The organism is Microbacterium sp. AC145 (assembly GCF_979258505.1).
The window spans coordinates 1,449,886-1,472,413 of record NZ_OZ409859.1 but is presented as its reverse complement, the minus strand read 5'-3'; the positions used below and the strand labels follow the sequence as shown (position 1 = coordinate 1,472,413).

The 22,528-nt window shown below is 66.5% G+C and carries 25 protein-coding genes and 2 tRNA genes; 15 read left to right on the top strand and 12 right to left on the bottom strand.

Annotated elements, in window-relative coordinates:
* The first annotated feature begins 36 nt into the window (after positions 1–36).
* From gatC to ACZZZN_RS07255, 6 genes are read left to right on the top strand one after another with little or no spacing between them, the layout of a single operon-like run.
* A complete protein-coding gene (gatC, locus tag ACZZZN_RS07280) occupies positions 37–336 on the top strand; it encodes an Asp-tRNA(Asn)/Glu-tRNA(Gln) amidotransferase subunit GatC (RefSeq protein WP_463504502.1) in 300 nt (99 codons plus the stop codon).
* Positions 333–1,850: an Asp-tRNA(Asn)/Glu-tRNA(Gln) amidotransferase subunit GatA gene (gene gatA / locus ACZZZN_RS07275; RefSeq protein WP_463504501.1), complete on the top strand. Its 1,518-nt coding sequence runs from the start codon at positions 333–335 to the stop codon at positions 1,848–1,850. Before gatC ends, gatA begins: the two co-directional genes overlap by 4 nt.
* Entirely contained in the window at positions 1,850–3,364 is a 1,515-nt protein-coding gene (gatB, locus tag ACZZZN_RS07270; protein WP_463504500.1) for an Asp-tRNA(Asn)/Glu-tRNA(Gln) amidotransferase subunit GatB, read from the top strand. Before gatA ends, gatB begins: the two co-directional genes overlap by 1 nt.
* A 47-nt stretch (positions 3,365–3,411) precedes the next feature.
* Positions 3,412–4,668 carry a DNA polymerase IV gene (dinB, locus tag ACZZZN_RS07265; RefSeq protein WP_463504499.1) on the top strand — a complete coding sequence of 419 codons (1,257 nt, stop codon included), beginning with the start codon at positions 3,412–3,414 and terminating at the stop codon, positions 4,666–4,668.
* A 37-nt stretch (positions 4,669–4,705) separates the two neighbouring features.
* Complete coding sequence (locus ACZZZN_RS07260) at positions 4,706–5,023, top strand: hypothetical protein (RefSeq protein WP_241795146.1); 318 nt, start codon at positions 4,706–4,708, stop codon at positions 5,021–5,023.
* Complete coding sequence (locus ACZZZN_RS07255) at positions 5,007–5,588, top strand: nucleoside/nucleotide kinase family protein (RefSeq protein ID WP_463504498.1); 582 nt, start codon at positions 5,007–5,009, stop codon at positions 5,586–5,588. Before ACZZZN_RS07260 ends, ACZZZN_RS07255 begins: the two co-directional genes overlap by 17 nt.
* A gap of 4 nt (positions 5,589–5,592) precedes the next feature.
* Here ACZZZN_RS07255 and ACZZZN_RS07250 read toward each other — a convergent pair whose 3' ends face one another.
* The 6 genes from ACZZZN_RS07250 to orn all read right to left on the bottom strand — a co-directional run bounded on the left by ACZZZN_RS07250 (position 5,593) and on the right by orn (position 8,215).
* Positions 5,593–6,084, bottom strand: a complete 492-nt coding sequence (locus ACZZZN_RS07250; RefSeq protein ID WP_463504497.1) for a DUF2017 family protein — start codon at positions 6,082–6,084, stop codon at positions 5,593–5,595.
* A complete protein-coding gene (clpS, locus tag ACZZZN_RS07245; RefSeq protein ID WP_463504496.1) occupies positions 6,081–6,374 on the bottom strand; it encodes an ATP-dependent Clp protease adapter ClpS in 294 nt (97 codons plus the stop codon). The genes ACZZZN_RS07250 and clpS overlap by 4 nt, the downstream gene beginning before the upstream one ends.
* A complete protein-coding gene (locus ACZZZN_RS07240) occupies positions 6,371–6,718 on the bottom strand; it encodes a metallopeptidase family protein (RefSeq protein ID WP_463504495.1) in 348 nt (115 codons plus the stop codon). Before ACZZZN_RS07240 ends, clpS begins: the two co-directional genes overlap by 4 nt.
* Before the next feature lie 36 nt (positions 6,719–6,754).
* Positions 6,755–7,384, bottom strand: a complete 630-nt coding sequence (locus tag ACZZZN_RS07235; RefSeq protein ID WP_463504494.1) for a LysE family transporter — start codon at positions 7,382–7,384, stop codon at positions 6,755–6,757.
* Positions 7,385–7,476: 92 nt separating this feature from the next.
* Positions 7,477–7,552: transfer RNA gene (locus ACZZZN_RS07230), tRNA-His, on the bottom strand.
* Between the two features lie 36 nt (positions 7,553–7,588).
* Positions 7,589–8,215 carry an oligoribonuclease gene (gene orn / locus ACZZZN_RS07225; RefSeq protein WP_463504493.1) on the bottom strand — a complete coding sequence of 209 codons (627 nt, stop codon included), beginning with the start codon at positions 8,213–8,215 and terminating at the stop codon, positions 7,589–7,591.
* 58 nt (positions 8,216–8,273) lie between these two features.
* On the opposite strand from orn, the gene ACZZZN_RS07220 reads away from it, so the two are divergent.
* A tRNA-Arg gene (locus tag ACZZZN_RS07220) sits at positions 8,274–8,349 on the top strand.
* Between the two features lie 20 nt (positions 8,350–8,369).
* Here the strand turns inward: ACZZZN_RS07220 and ACZZZN_RS07215 are convergent.
* Positions 8,370–8,639: a hypothetical protein gene (locus ACZZZN_RS07215; RefSeq protein WP_463504492.1), complete on the bottom strand. Its 270-nt coding sequence runs from the start codon at positions 8,637–8,639 to the stop codon at positions 8,370–8,372.
* Positions 8,640–8,845: 206 nt separating this feature from the next.
* On the opposite strand from ACZZZN_RS07215, the gene ssb reads away from it, so the two are divergent.
* From ssb to ACZZZN_RS07195, 4 genes are all read left to right on the top strand, one after another.
* Positions 8,846–9,385, top strand: a complete 540-nt coding sequence (gene ssb, locus ACZZZN_RS07210) for a single-stranded DNA-binding protein (RefSeq protein WP_463504491.1) — start codon at positions 8,846–8,848, stop codon at positions 9,383–9,385.
* An 88-nt stretch (positions 9,386–9,473) separates the two neighbouring features.
* The gene (locus ACZZZN_RS07205; protein ID WP_463504490.1) at positions 9,474–9,977 is read left to right on the top strand and encodes a DUF6993 domain-containing protein; all 504 of its coding nucleotides are present in this window, start codon (positions 9,474–9,476) and stop codon (positions 9,975–9,977) included.
* A gap of 107 nt (positions 9,978–10,084) precedes the next feature.
* Positions 10,085–11,764 (top strand): energy-dependent translational throttle protein EttA, encoded by a 1,680-nt coding sequence (gene ettA / locus ACZZZN_RS07200; RefSeq protein ID WP_463504489.1) that lies wholly within the window; start codon positions 10,085–10,087, stop codon positions 11,762–11,764.
* Between the two features lie 7 nt (positions 11,765–11,771).
* Positions 11,772–12,260, top strand: a complete 489-nt coding sequence (locus tag ACZZZN_RS07195) for an acyl-CoA thioesterase (RefSeq protein ID WP_463504488.1) — start codon at positions 11,772–11,774, stop codon at positions 12,258–12,260.
* 15 nt (positions 12,261–12,275) lie between these two features.
* On the opposite strand, the gene ACZZZN_RS07190 is transcribed toward ACZZZN_RS07195, so the two are convergent.
* Positions 12,276–13,163, bottom strand: coding sequence for an acyl-CoA thioesterase (locus ACZZZN_RS07190; protein ID WP_463504487.1), 888 nt, complete (start codon positions 13,161–13,163; stop codon positions 12,276–12,278).
* A gap of 50 nt (positions 13,164–13,213) precedes the next feature.
* Here ACZZZN_RS07190 and ACZZZN_RS07185 point away from each other — a divergent pair, with 50 nt between their 5' ends.
* The gene (locus ACZZZN_RS07185; RefSeq protein ID WP_463504486.1) at positions 13,214–13,885 is read left to right on the top strand and encodes a hypothetical protein; all 672 of its coding nucleotides are present in this window, start codon (positions 13,214–13,216) and stop codon (positions 13,883–13,885) included.
* 7 nt (positions 13,886–13,892) lie between these two features.
* Here the strand turns inward: ACZZZN_RS07185 and ACZZZN_RS07180 are convergent, their stop codons facing one another.
* From ACZZZN_RS07180 to pepN, 4 genes are all read right to left on the bottom strand, one after another.
* Positions 13,893–15,551, bottom strand: coding sequence for an FAD-binding dehydrogenase (locus tag ACZZZN_RS07180; RefSeq protein WP_463504485.1), 1,659 nt, complete (start codon positions 15,549–15,551; stop codon positions 13,893–13,895).
* On the bottom strand, positions 15,548–15,997 hold the full coding sequence (locus ACZZZN_RS07175; RefSeq protein ID WP_463504484.1) for a globin: 450 nt from the start codon (positions 15,995–15,997) through the stop codon (positions 15,548–15,550). The genes ACZZZN_RS07180 and ACZZZN_RS07175 overlap by 4 nt, the downstream gene beginning before the upstream one ends.
* Complete coding sequence (locus ACZZZN_RS07170; protein WP_463504483.1) at positions 15,994–17,058, bottom strand: mechanosensitive ion channel family protein; 1,065 nt, start codon at positions 17,056–17,058, stop codon at positions 15,994–15,996. The genes ACZZZN_RS07175 and ACZZZN_RS07170 overlap by 4 nt, the downstream gene beginning before the upstream one ends.
* A gap of 79 nt (positions 17,059–17,137) precedes the next feature.
* On the bottom strand, positions 17,138–19,690 hold the full coding sequence (gene pepN, locus ACZZZN_RS07165; protein WP_463504482.1) for an aminopeptidase N: 2,553 nt from the start codon (positions 19,688–19,690) through the stop codon (positions 17,138–17,140).
* A gap of 124 nt (positions 19,691–19,814) precedes the next feature.
* Here pepN and ACZZZN_RS07160 point away from each other — a divergent pair, with 124 nt between their 5' ends.
* From ACZZZN_RS07160 to ACZZZN_RS07150, 3 genes are read left to right on the top strand one after another with little or no spacing between them, the layout of a single operon-like run.
* Positions 19,815–20,999: a ferrochelatase gene (locus ACZZZN_RS07160; RefSeq protein ID WP_463504481.1), complete on the top strand. Its 1,185-nt coding sequence runs from the start codon at positions 19,815–19,817 to the stop codon at positions 20,997–20,999.
* 37 nt (positions 21,000–21,036) lie between these two features.
* Positions 21,037–21,522: a ribose-5-phosphate isomerase gene (locus ACZZZN_RS07155; RefSeq protein ID WP_463504480.1), complete on the top strand. Its 486-nt coding sequence runs from the start codon at positions 21,037–21,039 to the stop codon at positions 21,520–21,522.
* A gap of 1 nt (position 21,523) precedes the next feature.
* Positions 21,524–22,522 carry an Fpg/Nei family DNA glycosylase gene (locus tag ACZZZN_RS07150; RefSeq protein WP_463504479.1) on the top strand — a complete coding sequence of 333 codons (999 nt, stop codon included), beginning with the start codon at positions 21,524–21,526 and terminating at the stop codon, positions 22,520–22,522.
* Positions 22,523–22,528: the final 6 nt, after the last annotated feature.

Genomic DNA, 22,528 nt, shown 5'->3' with positions numbered 1-22,528 from the left:
ACGGGAGCAGGCGGGTGCGCCAACTAGACTGGGGCCGTGTCTGAAATCACCCCTGATCTTGTGCGCCATCTCGGCGTGCTCGCGCGCATCCAGCTCAACGACGACGAGGTGACGAGGCTCACGGGCCAGCTCGACGCCATCGTCGACAACATCGCCAAGGTGTCGGAGGTCGCAAGCCCCGACGTCTCCGCGACGAGTCATCCGATCCCGCTGAGCAACGTCTACCGCCCCGACGTGGTGGGCGAGACCCTCACGCACGAGCAGGTGCTCCAGAACGCGCCGGACCAGGCAGACGGCCGGTTCCGCGTCACCGCGATCCTGGGAGAAGAGCAGTGAGCGACATCATCCGCATGACCGCGGCGGAGCTTGCGGACAAGCTCGCCAGCCGCGAGATCTCGAGCGTCGAGGCGACCCGCGCGCACCTCGATCGCATCGCCGCCGTCGACGGCGACGTCCATGCCTTCCTCCACATCAATGAGGGCGCGCTCGACGCCGCCGCGGCCGTCGACGCGCAGCGCGCGGCCGGCGAGCAGCTCGGACCGATCGCCGGCGTGCCGCTGGCCATCAAAGACGTGCTCGTCACGACCGACCAGCCGACCACCAGCGGTTCGCGCATCCTCGAGGGCTACCGCTCGCCGTACGACGCCACCGTCGTCGCCCGCTCGCGTGCAGCCGGCCTGATACCGCTCGGCAAGACCAACATGGATGAGTTCGCCATGGGGTCCTCGACCGAGCACTCCGCGTACGGCCCCACCCGCAACCCGTGGGACCTCGACCGGATCCCCGGTGGCTCGGGCGGCGGATCCGCAGCTGCGGTGGCCGCCTTCGAGGCGCCGCTGGCTCTCGGCTCCGACACGGGCGGGTCGATCCGTCAACCCGCGCACGTGACGGGCACCGTGGGTGTGAAGCCGACGTACGGCGGCGTGAGCCGCTACGGCGCGATCGCCCTCGCTTCGAGCCTCGACCAGGTCGGCCCCGTGACTCGCACGGTGCTCGACGCGGGCCTGCTGCACGATGCGATCGGTGGCCACGACCCGAAGGACTCCACGTCGCTGCGCGACGAGTGGCCCTCGTTCGCGGATGCCGCGCGTGAGGGCGCCCGTGGAGACGTGCTCAAGGGTCTGAAGGTCGGGGTGATCCGCGAACTGCCGGACAGCGGGTTCCAGTCCGGCGTCGCGGAGTCGTTCCGCAGCGCACTTGCACTGATGGAGGCGCAGGGAGCGGAGATCGTCGAGATCGGCGCGCCGCACTTCGAGTACGGGGTGGCCGCGTACTACCTGATCCTCCCCGCAGAGGCCTCCAGCAACCTGGCGAAGTTCGACTCGGTGCGCTTCGGCCTCCGCGTGACCCCCGACGGCAACCCCACCGTCGAGGACGTTATGTCGGCCACGCGTGACGCCGGCTTCGGCGACGAGGTCAAGCGCCGCATCATCCTCGGCACTTATGCGCTGTCGGCCGGATACTACGACGCCTACTACGGCAGCGCGCAGAAGGTGCGCACGCTCATCCAGCAGGACTTCGCGAACGCGTTCGCCGACGTCGACGTCATCGCGACGCCGTCAGCCCCGACGACCGCGTTCAAGATCGGCGAGAAGATCGACGACCCGCTGCAGATGTATCTCAACGACATCACCACGATCCCGGTGAACCTCGCCGGCGTTCCGGGCATCTCGATCCCGAGCGGACTGGCCGCAGAAGACGGTCTCCCGGTCGGTATTCAGTTCATCGCACCGGCACGGGAAGACGCGCGCCTCTACAAGGTCGGCGCCGCAGTCGAGACACTGCTCGTGGATTCATGGGGAGCGCCGCTGCTCACGCGTGCGCCCCAGCTCGTGGGAGGGACCCGCTGATGGCCACCGCCAAGCTCATGGACTTCGACAAGGCTCTCGAACTGTACGAGCCGGTGCTCGGGTTCGAGGTGCACGTCGAGCTCAACACGAACACGAAGATGTTCTCGGATGCGCCGAACCCGGCCAACGAGCTGTACCACGCGGCTGAGCCGAACACGCTGATCGCCCCGGTCGACCTCGGTCTTCCGGGATCGCTCCCCGTCGTCAACGAGACGGCGATCCGCTCGTCGATCAGCCTGGGTCTCGCGCTGGGCTGCTCGATCGCCCCGTCGAGCCGGTTCGCCCGGAAGAACTACTTCTACCCCGATCTCGGCAAGAACTATCAGATCTCGCAGTACGACGAGCCGATCGCGTTCGAAGGATCCGTCGAGGTCGAGCTCGAAGACGGCACCATCGTGCAGATTCCGATCGAGCGTGCGCACATGGAGGAGGACGCGGGAAAGCTCACCCACCTGGGTGGGGCGACCGGCCGCATCCAGGGTGCCGAGTACTCGCTCGTCGATTACAACCGCGCGGGTGTGCCGCTCGTCGAGATCGTCACGAAGGTCATCTTCGGCACCGAACACCGTGCTCCCGAGGTGGCCAAGGCCTACGTCGCGACCATCCGTGACATCGTCCGCAGCCTCGGTATCTCCGAGGCGCGTCTCGAGCGCGGCAACCTCCGCTGCGACGCCAACATCTCGCTGCGCCCTCGCGGCCAGGAGAAGTTGGGCACGCGCACCGAGACGAAGAACGTCAACTCGATGCGGTCGGTCGAGCGCGCGGTGCGATACGAGATCCAGCGTCAGGCGCAGATCCTCGCCGACGGCGGGACGATCACCCAGGAGACACGGCACTGGCACGAGGACACCGGAACGACGTCGCCCGGTCGTCCGAAGTCGGACGCCGACGACTACCGGTATTTCCCCGAGCCGGATCTGCTGCCGGTCGAGCCGGCCGCGGAGCTCATCGAGGCCCTGCGGGCAGAGCTTCCCGAGCAGCCGGTCGCACGCCGACGCCGTCTGATGGCCGAGTGGGGCTTCACCGACCTGGAGTTCCAGGACGTGCGAAACGGCGGTCTGCTCGACGTCGTCGTGGCGACCATCGAAGCGGGCGCCACGCCGGCGACCGCGCGCAAGTGGTGGACGGGCGAGATCACCCGCCTGGCCAACGCGCAGGAGAAGGACGCCACCGAGCTCGTGTCGCCGGAGAACGTCGCCGCGCTGCAGAAGCTCGTCGACGCCGGGACGCTCACCGACAAGCTGGCACGCCAGGTTCTCGAAGGCGTCATCGCCGGGGAGGGCACACCGCAGGAGGTCGTCGACAGTCGCGGACTCGCCGTCGTCTCGGACGACGGCGCGCTGATCGCCGCGATCGACGAGGCCCTCGCGGCCCAGCCCGACGTGCTCGCGAAGATCAAGGACGGAAAGGTCCAGGCCGCCGGCGCGGTCATCGGCGCGGTGATGAAGGCGATGAAGGGCCAGGCGGATGCCGCCAGGGTCCGCGAACTCGTCCTCGAGCGCGCTGCGCAGTAACCGCATCCCCCGGACCTCATGTCGGAGGTCCGGGGGAGAATGGTCTCATGGGACACGGTGACGGCAGAGGGCGCATCGTGTCGTCCGTCGACGCCGATGACACCGGCACCAGCATCCTCCACGTCGACATGGACGCGTTCTACGCGGCGGTCGAGGTTCTCGACGATCCGAGTCTGCGCGGCCTCCCGCTGATCATCGGCGCCCCTGAAAGCCGATCCGTCGTGTCCAGCGCCTCCTACGAAGCCCGTCGCTACGGTGTCCGTGCTGCGATGCCGGTGTCCCAGGCGATCCGCCTCTGTCCGTCGGCCAGGATCGTGATGCCGCACTTCCATCGATACCAGGAGGTGTCTCGGCAGGTCATGGCGATCTTCGAGTCGATCACGCCGCTGGTCGAGCCGCTCTCGGTCGACGAGGCGTTCCTCGATGTCCGTGGCGTCAGGCGGCTGTGGGGGAGCCCTGCCCAGATCGCTCAGCTCGTGCGCGAGCGCGTGAGCGACGAGGTCGGCATCACATGCAGCGTCGGCGTTGCGGCTACCAAGCACGTCGCGAAGATGGCATCCACCATCTCCAAGCCGGACGGCATGCTCGTCATCCCCGCATCCGATACCCAGGCGTTCCTCGACCCCCGACCGGTGCGGGCGATGTGGGGGGTGGGTCCGAAGGCGGCGGAGGCTCTGGAAGGGCGCGGCATCCGCACCATCCGCGACATCAGGATGTCATCGGGCGACATGCTGGACCGCGCGGTCGGTCCGGCGCTGAGCTCACGGCTCATGCAACTGTCCCGAGGTGAGGATGCGCGGGCGGTCGAGACCGAGCGTGTCGAGAAGAGCATCGGCCATGAGGAGACCTTCGACTCCGACATCTCGGATCGCACCTACTTGCGCGCCGAGCTGCTCAGGCTCGCCGACCGCGTAGCTGCCCGCCTGAGGAAAGCCGAATGGGAGACGGCGACGATCGCGATCAAGATCCGCTTCGACGACTTCCGCACGGTCAGCCGCAGTCAGACGCTGCCGGAGCCGACGGCTGTGGGGCAGCGCATCGGCGAGGCGGCCCAGGCGCTGTTCGAGCAGATCGACCGTCACGACCCGGTTCGGCTCGTCGGTGTGCGAGCCGAGAAGCTCCGGCCCGCTGGCGGCGGAGGCATCGGCTTGTGGGACGACGATGAGGACTGGCGTCGCGTCGAGGGCGCTGTGGACGATGCGGTCGCGCGGTTCGGCTCGTCCATGATCGGGCGCGCCAGGCACATCGGCAGAGGTGACGGACGCGGAGCCGCGCAGCATCCGAAGGCGCACGGCGTGGATTGACCCTGTCGTGCACCGCTTCCTGGACTAGCGTGGAACCATGCCCAACATTGCACTGGAACTCGGTAAGCAGGCATCCACCTTCGGCGTGAAGAGCGCTTACGGCGAGCCGCAGGACGTCGACGGCGTCAGCATCACGCCCGTCGCTTTGACCTACTCGGGTTTCGGGGGTGGAAGCGGCGACGGTGCTGAGGGCGGTGGTGGCGGTGGGGTCTCGATTCCCGTCGGCGTCTACGTCCGTCGTGAAGAGGGTCTCCGGTTCGAGCCCAACATCATCACGCTGCTGGTCGTCGCTGTGCCGTTCGTCTGGGTGACCGGGCGAGCATTCTCTCGCATCATTCGTGCCCTCAAGAAGTGATGCCGCCGTCGCGGCAGCGCTCGAGCGTGCCGCGACGCTGATCGTCGAAGACATCGGCGTCCTCGCGGCCGTGAACCCCGTCGTCATCATCGACGGACGCAGTGGAGCCGGCAAGACGAGCCTCGCGCGCATGCTGGTCGAACGCTGGCCGATCGCCGGCCGCGTGCAACTCGTGGCTCTCGACTCGATCTACCCGGGGTGGGATGGGCTGCAGGACGGCGTCGATCGCGCGCTCGACGGCATCCTCCGTCCCCACGGACGGGGTTACCTCGGGGAGTGGCGGCGCTGGGATTGGGAACAGGATGCCGAGGCGGAGAGTCACGCCGTCGATCCGGCTCTTGGCGTGATCCTCGAAGGAAGCGGAATCCTGACTCCCGCCAGCGCAGCGATCGCTGACGTGCGCGTCTGGCTGGAATCTGCGGAACCGGGCCGAAAGGCACGCGCTCTCCATCGTGACGGTGACACCTATCGTCCGTACTGGGACCGGTGGGCTGCGCAGGAGACGGCTCACATCGCGCGAGACGACCCTCGAGCGCTCGCGACGCGAGTCATCGACGTGCCGTGATCGCTCAGAGCAGCTCGTCTGCCGCCTCGACAGTGAGTTCGAGACGGTACCCGAGCCAGTCGTAGACGCCGAACCTCGCGTCGTCTGAATCGTGGTCTTCGTCGCTCTCGATGCCGAGACGTTCCGCGATCACCAGACGCAGTGCGGTGAGCGTGCGCAGCCAGGCGTCGACATCGGACTGCCGGATCGCCACGTCATGTTCTCTGAACGCCTCGCTCTGCGACATCGAGTCGAGGTCGCCGCGGAGATCGGCGAGCGCTGCCCGGACCACGTCGGCATCGAGGGCGCGCCGGTCGAGAATGTCTTCGCGCGTCGCGTCGCGAAAAGCCTGCGATGCGTCTTCGTCATCGGGGTACGGGTCGGGAGCCAGACGCCCGAGCGCCGGGTCGGTGGCGTCGCGGTCAGAGCCGACGAGCTCGCGGAAGTCGTCGACGAGCTGTGCAAGCTGGGCGCCTTCCGCCCTCGCCATCCTGACGTGCACGACCTTCTGGGTCATCGGGAAGCCTTTCGCACCGTCGCCCAGAGGCCGTAGTCGTGCATCGCCTGGGCGTGCACCTCCATCGTTTCGCGGGGGCCCGTGGCGACGATGGCCTGACCTTCGTGATGGACCGCGCGCATGAGCTGCGTCGCCCGTTCCAGCGAGTACCCGAAGTAGGTGCGGAACACTCGAACGACATAGCTCATCAGATTGACGGGGTCGTTCCACACGACGACCTCCCAGGGCTCGAGGGGCGCGGCGGTGAGCTCCACGAGCTCATCGACATCAGGAGTGGCAAGAGGGCTCATGCCCACCCCAGTTCGTGGAGTTGCGCGTCATCGATGCCGTAGAAGTGGGCGATCTCGTGCACCAGGGTCGTGTGGACCTCGTCTCGGAGTTCCTCTTCGCTCGCGCAGGCCGCGAGATGCGGCTCGCGATACACCACGATGCGGTCGGGCAACTCGCCGGAGCCATACTGCGTGCGCTCGGTCAGCGCCAGACCGTCATACAGCCCGAGAAGGTCGAGACTCCCGTCCTCCGGGCGGTCCTCGACGACGAACACGACGTTCTCGAGTCCGTCGACCATCTCATCGGGCAGCCGGTCGAGCTCGTCGATCACGAGTTCCTCGAAGGGTGCAGCATCCATCTCCATCGGTCCCAGCCTATTGCCGCGAGCGCGGTCGAGGTGTCAGTGGAGGAACACCAGGAGCGCGGCGACCGCGATGAAGAGCGCACCGAAGACGCTGTTCAGAATGCGTTGCCCCTTGACCGAGCGGCTCAGGCGGCGGAACGGACGGGCCGCAGTCGCGAAGAACCCCCACATCACGACGACGTCGACCACCATGACGGTGAGGATCAGTGTGAGGTACTGAGGCAGTTGGGGCTGGTCCAGGCGGATGAACTGGGGGATGAACGCGAGGAAGAAGACGATCGCCTTCGGGTTGAGGAGGTTCACCCAGAAGCCCCGTCGGATCATCGACCAGTGGCCTTCGCGGAGGTCGACGCCGGTCTCGTCCTCGAGTTCTGTGGAAGCAGGCTTCGTCAGGATCAGTCGGATTCCGAGGAAGACGAGGTATGCGGCTCCGGCATACCGGATGACGTTGAACAGCACCTCGGATTGCGACACCAGGAGCCCGAGCCCTGCCGCCACGATGACGACGTGGACGATCAGCGCGAGCTGCTGGCCCACGATGCCCCAGATCGATCGGCGCCATCCTTGGTTGAGCGCGTTCGACATGGTATTGATGGCGCCGGCGCCCGGCGTGAAGCTGATCACCACGCAGGCGGTCAGGAGCGAGAACCATACGGCGAGTGACACCCCGCAATCCTAGGCCTCGACGGCGGGTCTTCGATTCCGCCGGAGGGGCTGTGGAAAGCAGAAAGCCCGGGTCGACGACCCGGGCTTTCGTGTGGGGTGAGTAACGGGACTCGAACCCGCGACATCCGGCACCACAAGCCAGCGCTCTACCAGCTGAGCTATACCCACCATGTGCCAACCTGCGTTGGCGACCTGACAAGTCTATTACATGTCCGGAGTGAACTCTGACACGGTGCGGGTCGCGATGGCGCGTGCATCATCGCTGGACGGTCCCGGTTCGTCGACGAAGACGGCCTCGCGATAGTAGCGAAGTTCGCGAATGGACTCGAGGATGTCTGCAAGGGCGCGATGCCCACCGTCTTTGGCCGGTGCCTGGAAGAACACCCGCGGGTACCAGCGGCGAGAGAGCTCTTTGATGCTCGAGACATCGACGTTGCGGTAGTGCAGCCACTGATCGATGTCGGGCATGTATTTCGCGAGGAACATACGGTCGGTACCGATGGTGTTTCCCGCGAGCGGTGCCTTGCGCTCGAGCGGTACGAATCGCTTGATGTAGGCGAGAGTCTGCGCCTGTGCGTCCTGCAGTGAGACGCCATCGGGAATCTCGGTGATGAGACCGGAGGTCTTGTGCATCGTCGTGACGAAGGCGTTCATGTTCGCGAGAGCGGCGGCGCTGGGCCTGATCACGATCTGGAACCCGGGGTCGACAGGACGCAACTCGAAATCAGTGATCACCACAGCGATCTCAACGAGTTCGTCTACGGAGAGATCGAGTCCCGTCATCTCGCAATCGATCCAGACGAGGCGGTCGTTCTCTGACGCAGATACCATGCCGCCATCCTATCGACGGCACCGACATCGAGCGCGGGCGCGGTACGGTAGAAGGGCCGCCTCCGTAGCTCAGGGGATAGAGCAGGAGCCTTCTAATCTCTTGGTCGCAGGTTCGAATCCTGCCGGGGGCACCATCGATCGGGCCCGTCGAAGCTCAGCCGTTGCGCAGTGCGGCGACAGCATCGTCGGGTCGCCAGAAGTCGCCGACGAGTCTGAACGACCCGGCTGCGAGGTGCAGCCGTTCGGCGCGGTAGCGGATACCGAGTGGATCGCTCAGAAGGCGTAGGTGTCCGAGCACACGGCCCGAAGAATCCTGGACGCGCCAGAGATGAGCCCCAGCGCGGATCAGGTGTTCTCGCGGTGAGGTGAGCTTCGGCGCGGCGTAAGGAACCTCGGGGTGGGAAGCGATCAAAGTCTCGGACATCGGTATCTCCTCTCTGTGTCGAACATATGGTCGGCCACCGACATTCGGATCGCCGCTGATCGCGGGCACCGCGCGACTGCACCTGCACGATCTCGCAGGGGACGGGTCTGTGCACAATCCGCGTCATCCCGGCGTCCGGCGGGCCTCGTCAGCGAGCATCCTGAGTGCGTCCGGGCGTACGTCCCGGCGTACAGAGGAGAGAACCCATGCAAGACACGGTCACGATCGTCGGAAACGTCGCCACCGACCCCACGCAGGGCCAGACGGCGAGCGGCATCCCCGTTACGAACTTCCGACTCGCCAGCACGCACCGGCGATTCGATGACGCCACCCAGACCTGGGTCGACGTCGCCACCAACTGGTACTCGGTCGCTGCGTTCCGTCAACTCGCCGAGAATGCGAAGGCGTCGCTGCGATCGGGCGACAGCGTCATCGTCACGGGCCGGATCAAGATCCGGTCGTGGGAGAACAACGGCAAACAGGGAACCAGCGTCGACATCGACGCGGACGCCATCGGCCACGACCTTCGGTGGGGAACGGCCGCCTACCGGCGGACACCTCGGAATCCGGGCATCGAGAAGGCTCGAGATCAAGCAGGTCAGGGGCGTGAGGACCGAGGATCGCGCGATGGAGAAGAGCGTGGCGCGGACGGCGCATCCGACCCTGAGATCGATACGCCCTGGGCGACTGCCGACCGTGCGCCCGACTTCGACGCGGAGTTCGCCGCCGCGACCTCGCCGCTCTGAACGCCGCTCGCTCGTCTCAGGTCGTAACGGCGCGCGTTCTGGTGGGGGAGAAGCGCTGGCGGGGGAGACCGGCCCGTAGACTCGACCCGTGTCTCGACGATCGGACTCCTCCGCCTCTCGCCTGGCGATCGCCGCCATCGCTTCAACTCTGCTCGCATGCGTGCTCGCTGCGTGCGCCCCGTCGGCTCCGTCCGAGCCGCAGGCGCCGGATGCGTCGGCCTCAGCGAGCCCCTCCGCGGTGCCCGCGCCTACGGACCCCGAGTACATCGCCGACGGCAGCGCCGAGGACAATCTGCCCCTCTTCAGCGCGGTGACGGCGCAGGTGTGGTCATCAGAGGGGCGAAGCTCAGGACGCTCTTACATCGACGCTCTCATCGCGGCCGGCTTCGACCGCACAGCGATGCAGGTCACGCAGGACGTGACGACGGTCGGCAACCCTGCGGAGAGTCTGCAGTTCTCGGTGCGATGGGGAACGACCCAGTGTCTGGTCGGTCAGGTCGGGCCGTCGACGGGGGAGCCGGTCACCGCGGTCATGCCTCAGCTCGCCGAGGGTCGTTGCCTGGTCGGAGCCACCCGCGCGATCGACTGGTGACGGGTCCGTCGGCTCGGTTCAACCTGTGACCGTGTCCGGCGGGAGTGCGGTGGGGGGCCGGTAGGCTGGAGTGTCGATCCTCGACGCCAACAGAAGGAGTCTTTTCGGTGGCTGAGTACATCTACTCGATGGTCCGTGCGCGTAAGGCGGTGGGTGACAAGCTCATCCTCGACGACGTGACGATGTCGTTCCTCCCCGGCGCGAAGATCGGCATGGTCGGTCCGAACGGCGCCGGTAAGTCGACGATCCTGAAGATCATGGCAGGACTCGACACCCCGTCGAACGGCGAAGCGAAGCTCACGCCCGGATTCACCGTCGGGATCCTCATGCAGGAACCCGAGCTCGACGAGACGAAGACGGTTCTCGAGAACGTCCAGGACGGCATCGCGATCAAGGCGAAGGTCGACCGTTTCAACGAGATCTCGATGCTCATGGCCGATCCGGACGCTGATTTCGATTCGCTGCTCGCCGAGATGGGCACTCTGCAGGAAGAGATCGACGCGGCGGACGGCTGGGATCTCGACTCTCAGCTCGAGCAGGCGATGGACGCACTGCGCACCCCGCCGGGAGACGCGGCGATCGCGCCTCTCTCCGGTGGCGAGAAGCGTCGTGTGGCACTCGCGAAGCTGCTTCTGCAGAAGCCCGACCTGCTGCTCCTCGACGAGCCCACCAACCACCTCGACGCCGAGAGTGTTCTCTGGCTCGAGCAGCACCTGCAGGCGTACAAGGGTGCCGTCATCGCGATCACGCACGACCGGTACTTCCTCGACCATGTCGCCGAGTGGATCGCCGAGGTCGACCGCGGTCGTCTGATCGGCTACGAGGGCAACTACTCGACCTACCTGGAGAAGAAGGGCGAACGCCTCGAGATCCAGGGCAAGAAAGACGCCAAGCTCGCCAAGCGCCTCAAGGAGGAGCTCGAGTGGGTTCGATCGAGTGCGAAGGGTCGTCAGACGAAGTCCAAGGCGCGTCTGGCCCGCTACGAGGAGATGGCGACGGAGGCGGAGCGGACTCGGAAGCTGGACTTCGAGGAGATTTCGATTCCTGCAGGTCCCCGACTCGGCAGCATCGTCATCGATGCGAAGAAGCTGCAGAAGGGCTTCGATGGCCGCGCACTCATCGACGGGCTCAGCTTCAACCTGCCGCCGAACGGCATCGTCGGCGTGATCGGTCCGAACGGTGTGGGAAAGACCACGCTGTTCAAGACGATCGTGGGTCTCGAGCCGCTCGACGGTGGCGACCTCAAGATCGGTGAGACCGTCAAGATCAGCTACGTCGACCAGTCGCGCTCGAACATCGACCCCGACAAGACTCTGTGGGAGGTGGTCTCCGACGGACTCGACTTCATCACGGTCGGGAAGACCGAGATCCCGTCTCGTGCGTACGTCTCGAAGTTCGGATTCAAGGGCCCCGACCAGCAGAAGAAGGCCGGCGTGCTCTCGGGTGGTGAGCGCAACCGACTGAACCTCGCCCTCACGCTGAAGGAGGGTGGCAACCTGCTGCTCCTCGACGAGCCGACGAACGACCTGGACGTCGAGACGCTGAGCTCCCTCGAGAACGCGCTGCTCGAGTTCCCCGGCTGCGCCGTGGTCATCACCCACGACCGGTGGTTCCTCGACCGCATCGCGACGCACATCCTCGCTTACGAGGGCACCGACGACAAGCCCGCCCAGTGGTACTGGTTCGAGGGCAACTTCGAGGCCTACGAGGAGAACAAGATCCAGCGTCTCGGCGCCGACGCGGCCAAGCCGCACCGCTCGACGCACCGCAAGCTCACGCGCGACTGACCCGTCGATGACAGACCCGACACCGGGCACCCGCCTGCACATCCCGATCCACCTGCGCTGGGGCGATCTGGATGCGTTCAACCACGTCAACAACACCTCGATGCTGAAGCTGCTCGAGGAGGCGCGCGTGCGCGCATTCTGGCGAGCGGGTCCCGGTGAGCGGGCGCCGTCGACGGCTGTGCTCGACCCCGGCATCGACGAGGGCGTGCTCACGCTCATCGCTCGTCAGGAGATCGAGTACCTCGCACCGGTGCCGTACCAGCGGCGTCCGCTCGAAGTGCAGATGTGGTTCGGCAAGCTCGGCGGCTCCAGTGTCGAGGTCTGCTACGAGGTGCACAACGACCCCGAAGCCGAACCGCGAACGATCTATGCACGGTCGACGGCGATCATCGTGCTCGTCGACGCCGCCACCGGGCGCCCGACCAGGCTCACTCAGGAGATGCGCGACGCCTGGGAACCGTTCGTCGGCCCCTCGATCGAGTACGCGCACCGCTGAGCGAGGCTCACCGCATCAGTCCGTCGTCGGTACCCTGACCATGATCTCCTGCGCTACGGACGCGACGAGTTCGCCGGAGTGCGAGAAGATCCGGCCCTGAGCGAGGCCTCGCCCCCCGCGAGCGTTGGGGGACTCCTGCATGTACAGGAGCCACTCATCCACTCGAGCGGGTCGGTGCCACCACATCGCGTGGTCGAGGCTCGCGACCTTGAGCCCGGTCAGCGACCAGTGGAGACCGTGCGCTCGGAGGATCGATTCCTGAATGGTCATGTCGCTGAGGTATGCGAGAGCGGCCCTGTGGATGCGCTGGTCGTCGGGGAGAGGCGCGCGCATCCTCATCCAGACACCCTGGTGGGGCACGCGAGCGTCGTCACTCGGCAGAAACAGGGGACTGGCGATGTGGCGCACATCTGCAGCACGGTCGCTGAGCATGCGCGCGGCCCCCGGCGGAAGCCCCTGCACCCGCTGCTCGTCAGGCAGCAGGGAATCGGGAGTCGGTACCCCCTCGGGAATCGCCACGGCGTGCTCGACTCCGGGATCGTCATCCTGGAACGACGCGATCATCGAGAAGATCGGCACGCCGTTCTGATACGCCTGCGAGCGTCGCGTCGAGAACGACCTGCCGTCATGGATGCGGTCGACCGCGATGGTGAGTCCCTGGCTCGCATCGCCCGGACGCAGGAAGTACCCGTGCATCGAGTGCACCGCCCGGTCTTCCGGCAGGGTGCGCTCCGCCGCGAGCAGGCTCTGAGCGAGAACCTGGCCGCCGTAGATGCGGCCGGAGGGCATCGGATGCGAAGCTCCCGTGAAGATGTCCTCTGTCGTCCTGGCCTGTGTCGAGTCGAGGTCCAACACCGCCAAGAGCTGTTCCACGGTGCGGATCGCGTGTTCGTCGACGGCCATGATGTCCTTCCCGCGACTGCGGTCGCTACGGCCTTGATAGTTTAGAGGGTGTGCCGCACCAGCTCCTTCTCGCCGACTCCGACACCGCCAGAGACGTCCTGACGTTCGTCGGACGGGCGGCACGCATCTCCGACGAAGGTGTTCGCCTCCAGGCCGCAGACGGAGTACTCGCTCTGACCGCAGCGGCACTCGCCCCGCATGGCCTCTTCGATCAGACGCCCACGGTGTTGGCGATGCGAATCGTGCGTGTCGACCCGGAGCTCGAATGCGATGTCGTGGTCGCGTCCCTCGCCGCCACTGACGACGATCGCGTACTCACGTTGCCGGAGACCGGACTGTCGCCCGCTTGGGCCGGTGTCGCGCCCCCGCGGGGGCAGTGGCAGGCGACATCGAGCATCGCGGCATCGTTCATCGCCCAGCGCGCGCAGTGGGGTATCAGCGCTGTGGCGCGCGGCGCGACACCCGGCTCCGGCGAAGAGGCGGTTCGAGCACTGCGAGCGGCCATCTGGGGTGAGGCGGATGAGGACCTCGACGCTCTACCGCGCGGTGTGGCCTTCGCCGCCGACGCTTTCGGCTTCATCTCCGGAGAAGAACAGGTTCCGGTCACTCGATCCGGCAGATGGACCCGTCTGGCATTTCGACGAGGACATGTGTTGTCGCGCGGTCCCGTCGCGACCGGGCTCACGGCCGTTCGCGGCACCGGTTCCGGCGCCGGCGAGTGACGGCCCGTCAGAGAGCCGCCGCGCGGCCGGCCTGACGGCCGGAGAACAGGCACCCGCCCAAGAACGTCCCTTCGAGAGCTCGGTATCCGTGTACGCCTCCGCCACCGAAGCCGCTCGCCTCGCCGGCAGCGAACAAGCCGACGATCGGCTCGCCATCCGGGCCGAGCGCCCGACCGTCGAGGTCGGTGTTGATGCCACCGAGCGACTTCCGGGTGAGGACATGCAGCTTCACGGCGATCATCGGACCCGCGCTGGGATCCTGCAGACGATGCGGTGAGGCCGTGCGTATCAGCTTGTCGCCGCGGTAAGCCCGCATCGACCGAAGCATCCCGATCTGCGCGTCTTTGGTGAAATCGTTCTCGATCTCGAGATCACGGGCCACGACCTCTCGGCGCACGTGGTCGATGTCGAGGAGCTCACCACCCGAGTGGCGGCGCATCTGCTCCAAGAGCGACTCGAGATCGTTCTCGACGATGAAATCGGCGCCTTCATCGAGGAACGACTGCACGGGGCCGGTCGGTCCCTTGGCCAGACGCGACTTCAGCAGCAGGCTCAGGTCCTTGCCGGTCAGATCAGGATTCTGCTCGCTGCCTGACAGCGCGAACTCCTTCTCGACGATCTGTCGCGAGGTGATGAACCATGAATGGTCATGACCCGTCTTACGCAAGTGGGCCAGGGTTCCGAGCGTGTCGAAGCCGGGGAAGAGAGGGCCGGGCAATCGGGTACCGGTGGCATCGAGCCAGAGCGACGACGGGCCGGGAAGGATGCGGATGCCATGCGACGGCCACACCGGGTCCCAGTTCGTGATCCCCTCGACGTAGTGCCACATGCGGTCGCCATTGATGAGGCGTGCTCCCGCCGTCTGTGTCACCGCCTGCATCGAGCCATCGACGTACGCCGGCACCCCCGTGAGCATTTTCGTGGGCGGCGTGCCGAGACGCTCGGGCCATGCCGCGCGGACGAGATCGTGGTTGCCGCCGATACCGCCGGAGCTCACGATGGTCGCAGTCGCCGCGATCTCGAAGTCTCCGATGATCTCGCGTGACGTCTCGACTCCCCGGGCGGCAGGTGTCGATGCCAGGATCGAGCCGCGTGCACCGGTCACGGCACCGTCTGTCGTGATGAGCTCGGTCACCCTGTGACGGGGGAGAACCGTGAGATGGCCTTCGCGTTCGCCCTGCTCGACAGCGGCGATGAACGGCGCCACCACTCCGGGACCGGTACCCCAGGCGATGTGGAACCTCGGGACGGAATTGCCCGGGCCCAGAGCGCCGTAGCCGCCTCGTTCGGCCCAGCCGACGACCGGGAAGAAGCTCACGCCTCGTTCGCGCAGCCACGCCCGCTTCTCGCCCGCGGCGAATTCGAGGTACACCTCGGCCCAGCGGCGCGGCCAGTGATCTTCAGGGCGATCGAATGCGGCGTTCCCGAACCAGTCCTGCGAGGCGAGGGCATGCGAATCGCGGATGCCCATGCGTCGCTGCTCGGGGGAGTCGATCAGGAAAAGGCCGCCGAACGACCACCATGCCTGGCCGCCGAGGTTGGTTCGCGGTTCCTGGTCGATCACGATGACGCGTTTGCCTGCATCGAGCGCCTCGCTCGCGGCGACGAGACCGGCGAGCCCCCATCCGATGACCAGGACGTCTGTTGACAGGGGCTTCTTCGTCATGGCTTCTCCGCTGATTCCTGACTCGACCGGGTCTCGAGCGTGGGGCGTCCGGCGGCGGTGGCGCCGATGCCGGACGGCTCGAATGTGTTCACCATGGCATATGCGGCGCGCTCCAGGTAGTCCCATAGCGTCGATTCGTGGAGGGGCGACAACCGGGCCTCGTCCACGGCCGTTCGCATATGACGCAGCCACCTGTCGCGCGCGTCGGGATCGACATGGAACGGCATGTGACGCATGCGCAAGCGCGGATGCCCGCGCGTCTCGCCGTAGGTCGTGGGGCCGCCCCAATACTGCTCGAGGAACATCAGCAGGCGTTCCTCCGCCGGACCCAAGTCATCTTCGGGGTACATCGGCTTCAGCACCGGATCGAGCGCGACCTCGCGGTAGAACACCGAGACGATCTTCGCGAAGGTCTCGCGGCCGCCGACCTCGTCGTAGAACGTCATTTCTGGGTGCTCCCGTCACTGTTCGGCTTCTTGCGGCGCCATATCCCGCGATCAGGGATCACGGGCACACCCGTCACCGCGTTGGGTCGAGTTCTGGGCGGGTTCGCGCCTCGAACCCGGCGAGCGCCGTCGAGTCCGGTCGGTACGACGGTCGTCATGCTCGGGAACGCGATCTCGTTCTCGAGCATCGCAGCCCGCAGACGCTTGCGCAGCTCCTGGGCGACGTCGTCCTTGGCGTTCGCACGCGCCTTGATCACGAGCCGCACGACCAGTGCATCGCCGTTCACCGATTCAAGGCCCCACAACTCGGGCTTCTCGATGATTCGCGTGCGCCACTTGGGGTCCTTTGCGATTCCCTGGGCGGTCTCGAGCATGATCTGCTCGACCTTCTCGAGGTCGGCATCGACGGGTACGCCGAGGTCGATGATGGCCCTCGCCCATCCCTGCGACATGTTGCCGATGCGGAGCACCTCGCCGTTGCGGACGTACCAGAGGGTGCCGTTCACGTCGCGCACCTGAGTGATCCGCACGCTGACGTACTCGACCACGCCCGAGGCGAGACCGAGATCGACGACGTCGCCGATGCCGATCTGATCCTCTGCGACGATGAACATGCCGTTCAGCACGTCTTTGACGATGTTCTGTGCGCCGAAACCGAGACCGGCGCCGACGGCTGCGGTCAGCAGCGTCAGAGACCCGAGCAGGCTGTTGTCCAGCGCATTCACGATCAGCACGACGGCGATGACGACGAGCATCACATTGACGATGTTCTGGAGGATCGTTCCCAGGGTGCGGGTGCGCTGAACGAGCCGCATGTCGGCGAGGGGCGAGCGCTCCAGCGCCTGTGTGTCGTCGACGTCTGCCTTGCTCTTCGCCGAGTCGACGATGCGATGCACGACCCGCCGGATCACGACACGCAGCACGAGCGCGATGATCACGCATGTGGCGATGATGATGGCGACGTGGAGAGCTCGCAGCCCGACGACGCCGAGGACACTGAGGAAGTCCGCCCACCACACGGGGATTTCGGCGGGAGCATCAGGAGCTGTGAGCGGGAGCATGATCATCCCCTCCAGAGTAGCGATCTGGCCTCTGCACGGGCTGGACGCACCGTGCAGAGGCCAGATCGCCAGCGCCGTCTCAGTCCTCGGAGTCGCGCACCTGCGCGGCGAGAGCACGCTCGACGTCGGCGAGGTTCTCGAGCACCAGGCGACGCAGCGCGGGAGCAGCGTCCTGGTTCGACGCGAGCCAGGAGCGTGTCGCGTCGCGGAGCTCCAGGTCGGCGAGCGCCGTCGGGAACAGTCCGACGATCAGATACTGCGCGATCTGGTAGGTCCGCGACTCCCAGATCGGAATCAGCATGTCGAAGTACGACGGCACGAACTCACGCAGCGCGTCGGCTCCTGCGGGGTGCACGAATCCGAGCGCCGCAGAGCGCACGATCGTGTTGGGCGCGTCATCCCGCTCGATCAGAGACGACCAGGCAGCCCTCTTCGACGCGACATCGGGCAGTGCAGCTCGTGCCTGGGCTGCGAATTCCCCGCCCTTGGCGGTATTGTCCGCGGCGAGAGCGGCATCGATCGTGGCTGCATCCGTCGCACCGATCGTGGCGAGGCCGACGAGCAACTGCCAGTTCAGGTCAGCGTCGATCTCGAGCCCGGGAAGCGTCTCTTCTCCCGCACGCAGTCGGCCGACGACGCCGGCGTGATCCGGGGTGACCAGCGCGTTCGCGAAGGCGGTCACGAACTGCAGCTGGCTGTCGCTGCCCGATTCCGCGGCCTCGGCGAGTGACCAGAGGCCGTCCGCGATCTTCTGGCGAGCGGCGAGGCGATCGGCGGGCGCGACGTACAGGGTCGCGGCGGTGCGCAGCTGTGCGAGCGTGGTGCGCACAGTCGTCGACTCGGTCTCGCGACCGATGTTGCCGAGCACCAGATCGATGTAGGCGGATGCCGGTGTCTCGGCATCACGGGTCTGGTCCCACGCGGCACCCCAGACGAGGGAGCGTGCAAGCGGATCGCTGATGTCGGCGAGGTGCGCGATCGCGGTCGCGAGGGAGCGCTCGTCGAGGCGGATCTTCGCGTAGGCGAGGTCGTTGTCGTTGAGCAGCACGAGGTCGGGGCGCTTGTGTCCGTGCAGCTGCGGAACCTCGGTGCGGTCGCCATCGACGTCGACCTCGGCGTAGTGACTGCGCACGAGCGCACCGTCGGTGAGGTTGTAGAACCCGATGCCCAGACGGTGCGGACGGATCGTCGGATAGTCGGCGGGTGCCGTCTGGGTGACGGCGAAGCGCGAGATCGTTCCGTCGGAGTCCTCGGCGATGACCGGCTCCAGCGTGTTGACGCCGGCGGTCTCGAGCCACTTCTTCGACCAGGTGCTGAGGTCGCGGCCGCTCGTCGCCTCGAGCTCGACAAGCAGGTCGCTCAGCTCGGTGTTTCCCCACGAGTGCTTCTGGAAGTACTGCGAGACGCCCGCGAAGAACTCCTCGATGCCCACCCACGCGGCGAGCTGCTTGAGGACCGAGCCGCCCTTCGCGTAGGTGATGCCGTCGAAGTTGACCTGTACGTCCTCGAGGTCGTTGATCACCGCGGTGATCGGGTGCGTCGACGGCAGTTGGTCCTGGCGGTACGCCCAGGTCTTCTCCATCGCGTTGAACGTCGTCCACGCCTCGGTCCACTCGGTGGCCTCGGCTGTGGCGATCGTGGATGCCCACTCGGCGAACGATTCGTTCAGCCAGAGGTCGTTCCACCACTTCATGGTGACCAGGTCACCGAACCACATGTGCGCGAGCTCGTGCAGGATCGTGACGACGCGACGCTCCTTGACGGCGTCGGTCACCTTGCTGCGGAACACATAGGTCTCGGTGAACGTCACCGCGCCTGCGTTCTCCATCGCGCCCGCATTGAACTCGGGAACGAAGAGCTGGTCGTACTTGGCGAACGGGTACGGGACGCCGAACTTCGACTCGTAGTACTCGAAGCCCTGCCGCGTCTTCTCGAAGATGTAGTCGGCGTCGAGGTGCTGCCAGAGGCTCCTGCGGCCGTAGACGCCGAGCGGAACCACGCGTCCGGTGGAGCTGGTGAGTTCGGAGAACGTCGACTCGTAGGGACCGGCGACCAGCGCCGTGATGTACGAGGAGATTCGCGGGGTGGCCTCGAAACCCCACGTGGCCACCGTGTCGTCGTCGTGGACGATGGGCTCGGGGGTGGGGGAGTTGGAGACGACCTTCCACGATGCCGGTGCCGTCACCGTGAACTGGAACGTCGCCTTCAGGTCGGGCTGCTCGAACACGGCGAAGACGCGACGTGAGTCGGGAACCTCGAACTGCGAGTACAGGTACACCTCGCCGTCGACCGGGTCGACGAACCTGTGCAGGCCCTCGCCGGTGTTCGTGTACAGGCAGTCCGCGTCGACGACGAGAACGTTCTCGGCCTGCAGGCCCGACAGGGTGATCCGCGAATCGGCGAACACCTCATCGGGGTCGAGCTGCTCGCCGTTGAGCGAGATCTCGCGAACCTCGCGCGCGATCAGGTCGATGAAGGTGGACCCGTCGGGCGTCGCGGTGAATCGCACGACACTGCGGGAGCCGAAGACCTCCGCGCCCTTGGTCAGATCGAGCGAGACCTCGTACGACTGGGTATCGATGACATCGCGGCGCTCCTGCGCTTCGAGGCGGGTGAGATTCTCTCCAGGCACAGCTTTACTCCCAGGGGTGAGGGGATGCTGCCGCAACCCAGCGCAGTTGGCGCCCACGGCAACCATGACAGCCTACGCCAGGGCGACGGCCTGTCCCACTCTCGGAAGGTGCGAGGATGGAAGGGTGACCGCGATCGAGCCGAACACCGTCCTCTTTGCCTCTCCCGCCGCTGCCGCAGGCGTGCCCTATGTGACGACCCCGACGACCTACGACGGAATCCTCCTGGCCGGGTTCGGTGGACCAGAGGGACAGGACGATGTCATCCCCTTCCTCCGCAACGTCACGCGAGGGCGCGGCATCCCCGACGAGCGCCTCGAGGAGGTCGCGCACCACTACCGCCACTTCGGGGGAGTGAGTCCGATCAACGGCCAGAACCGGGTCCTCAAGGAGGCACTGGAGGCCGAGCTCGCTCGTCGAGGAATCGACCTGCCGGTGTACTGGGGAAACCGCAACTGGAGCCCGTACCTCGAAGAGGTCGTGACCGAGGCGGCTGCGGATGGACGAACCACACTGCTCGCCTTCGCGACGAGCGCCTACAGCTCGTTCTCGAGCTGCCGTCAGTACCGCGAGGATTTCGCTCGCGTGCTCGAGGAGACGAAGCTCGGCGATACGGTCACGATCGACAAGATCCGCCCCTTCTACGACCACCCCGGCTTCGTCGAGTCATTCGAGACGGGAGTGCGCGAAGCTGTCGAACAGTTCCTCGACCAGGGCATCGCGGCGCCGGAGATCCAGATCCTGTTCTCCACCCACAGCATCCCGACGGCTGACGCCGAACGATCGGGCGCTCGGGATATCGAGTGGGGAGAGGGCGGCGCGTACGCGGCACAGCACCTCGCCGTGGCCGCCTGGGTGATGGATCGCGTGCGAGAGAGCATCCCCGCAGCGGCCGACGTCTCGTGGGAGCTCGTCTACCAGTCCCGCTCCGGCCCCGCTTCGCAGCCGTGGCTGGATCCGGACGTCTGCGACGTGATCGGGGAGCTGCCCGCTCGCGGACGCAAGGCGGTGGCCGTCGTTCCGGTCGGATTCATGAGCGATCACATGGAGGTTCTCTGGGACCTCGACACCGAAGCGGCGGAAGCGGCGGAGGAAGCCGGCCTGGCGTTCACGAGAACGCCGACGCCCGGAGTCGCTCCGTCCTTCGTCACCGGGATCGTCGATCTGATCGTCGAGCGGCTCGAAGGACGCCCCAACGAGGAGCGCCCTCACGTGACACCGTTGCCCGGCGCGTTCGACGTGTGCCGGCCCGGATGCTGCGAGAACGTGCGCGCCGGGTTCAAGCCGGCCGCTGCCGGCGTCGCCCCGTGATCACCCGCTGACCCTCAGCGCTTCTAGGATGGATGCCATGCGCATCCACATCGCCACCGATCACGCCGGTCTCGACTTCTCGACGCAGTTGCAGGATCACCTTCGCAGCGCCGGTCACGAGGTCGTCGATCACGGTCCCGTGGCCTACGACGCGCTCGACGACTACCCGGCCTTCTGCATCCGCGCGGCGCAGGCCGTGGTCGTCGATCAGCGCGGCGGCGTCGACGCGCTCGGTGTCGTGTTCGGCGGTTCGGGAAACGGCGAGCAGATCGCAGCGAACAAGGTCGAGGGCATCCGCGCCGCACTGGTGTGGAACACCTCGACGGCCGAGCTCGCGCGGGAGCACAACGACGCCAACGTGATCTCGATCGGCGCTCGCCAGCATACGTTCGAGGAGGTGGTCTCGCTCATCGACACCTTCATCGCGACACCGTTCTCGCAGGACGAGCGCCACGTCCGTCGCATCGGTCAGATCGCGGACTTCGAGCGCGACGGGTCGCTCCTGCCGGATCCGCGGGCCTGACATGCCCGAGGGGCATTCCGTACACCGCATCGCTCGTCAGTTCGAGCGGAACTTCGTCGGCAAGACGGTGAGCGCGTCGAGTCCGCAGGGACGATTCGCCGAGGGCTCGGCCGTCCTCGACGGCCGAGAGGCGATCAGCGTTCAGGCGGTCGGGAAGCAGATGTTCCTCGAAGCGGAGGGCGACCTCTGGCTGCGCGTGCACCTCGGCCTCTATGGTGCATGGGACTTCGCCGGGGAGATCCTCGTCGACCCCACGATCGCGTCCGCCAACGGACGCATGGGGCAGACGAATCAGCGCGGAACTGTCGTCGACGAGGCGATCCTCGATGACGCGGGGGAGAACTCCCTCGCCTCCATCGGCGCACCACGGCGCACCCGAGTGCACGTCCGCATGTCCGAGCAGACGAAGGGACTCGCCGACGAGGGGCTGGAGTGGCCCCCTCCCGTCGTCGGTCAGGTGCGGCTGCGTCTGATGACCGACATCACCGCCGCTGACCTGCGCGGGCCGACCGCGTGCGTGCTGCAGACGCCCGAAGAGATGCTCGCCAGCGTGGCGAAGCTCGGCCCGGATCCGCTCGTGGGCGATCCGGTGGAGAACGAGGAGCGCTTCGTTCAGGCCGTCCGCAAGAAGCAGACCGTGATCGCTCTTCTCCTCATGGACCAGGCGGTGGTGAGCGGTATCGGCAACGTGTACCGCGCCGAGATGCTCTTCCGCCAGCAGTTGAACCCCCACACGCCCGGGCGCGACGTGCCGGAGGATGTCGTGCGCGCGCTGTGGCACGACTGGGTGCGGCTGTTGGCGATCGGGGTCGAGACGGGTCAGATGATGACCATGGACGATCTCTCGCCTGATGACTACCGAGCAGCGATGGCGAGTAGGGACGACCGCCACTGGGTCTACCACCGGGCAGGTCTCCCGTGTCGGATCTGTGGGACGGAGATCGCGCTCGAGGAGATCGGCGCGCGCAAGCTCTACTGGTGTCCTCGCTGCCAGGCGTGACGCTTC

Coding starts and splice junctions, on each gene's coding strand:
- ACZZZN_RS07195 (WP_463504488.1), top strand. CDS start 11,772: ATGACAGACCCGACACCGGGCACCCGCCTGCACATCCCGATCCACCTG.
- ACZZZN_RS07250 (WP_463504497.1), bottom strand. CDS start 6,084: ATGACCCAGAAGGTCGTGCACGTCAGGATGGCGAGGGCGGAAGGCGCC.
- ACZZZN_RS07260 (WP_241795146.1), top strand. CDS start 4,706: ATGCCCAACATTGCACTGGAACTCGGTAAGCAGGCATCCACCTTCGGC.
- dinB (WP_463504499.1), top strand. CDS start 3,412: ATGGGACACGGTGACGGCAGAGGGCGCATCGTGTCGTCCGTCGACGCC.
- ACZZZN_RS07180 (WP_463504485.1), bottom strand. CDS start 15,551: ATGACGAAGAAGCCCCTGTCAACAGACGTCCTGGTCATCGGATGGGGG.
- ACZZZN_RS07215 (WP_463504492.1), bottom strand. CDS start 8,639: ATGTCCGAGACTTTGATCGCTTCCCACCCCGAGGTTCCTTACGCCGCG.
- ACZZZN_RS07190 (WP_463504487.1), bottom strand. CDS start 13,163: ATGGCCGTCGACGAACACGCGATCCGCACCGTGGAACAGCTCTTGGCG.
- gatB (WP_463504500.1), top strand. CDS start 1,850: ATGGCCACCGCCAAGCTCATGGACTTCGACAAGGCTCTCGAACTGTAC.
- orn (WP_463504493.1), bottom strand. CDS start 8,215: ATGGTATCTGCGTCAGAGAACGACCGCCTCGTCTGGATCGATTGCGAG.
- ACZZZN_RS07170 (WP_463504483.1), bottom strand. CDS start 17,058: ATGCTCCCGCTCACAGCTCCTGATGCTCCCGCCGAAATCCCCGTGTGG.
- ACZZZN_RS07175 (WP_463504484.1), bottom strand. CDS start 15,997: ATGACGTTCTACGACGAGGTCGGCGGCCGCGAGACCTTCGCGAAGATC.
- clpS (WP_463504496.1), bottom strand. CDS start 6,374: ATGAGCCCTCTTGCCACTCCTGATGTCGATGAGCTCGTGGAGCTCACC.
- ACZZZN_RS07240 (WP_463504495.1), bottom strand. CDS start 6,718: ATGGAGATGGATGCTGCACCCTTCGAGGAACTCGTGATCGACGAGCTC.
- ssb (WP_463504491.1), top strand. CDS start 8,846: ATGCAAGACACGGTCACGATCGTCGGAAACGTCGCCACCGACCCCACG.
- ACZZZN_RS07155 (WP_463504480.1), top strand. CDS start 21,037: ATGCGCATCCACATCGCCACCGATCACGCCGGTCTCGACTTCTCGACG.
- ACZZZN_RS07150 (WP_463504479.1), top strand. CDS start 21,524: ATGCCCGAGGGGCATTCCGTACACCGCATCGCTCGTCAGTTCGAGCGG.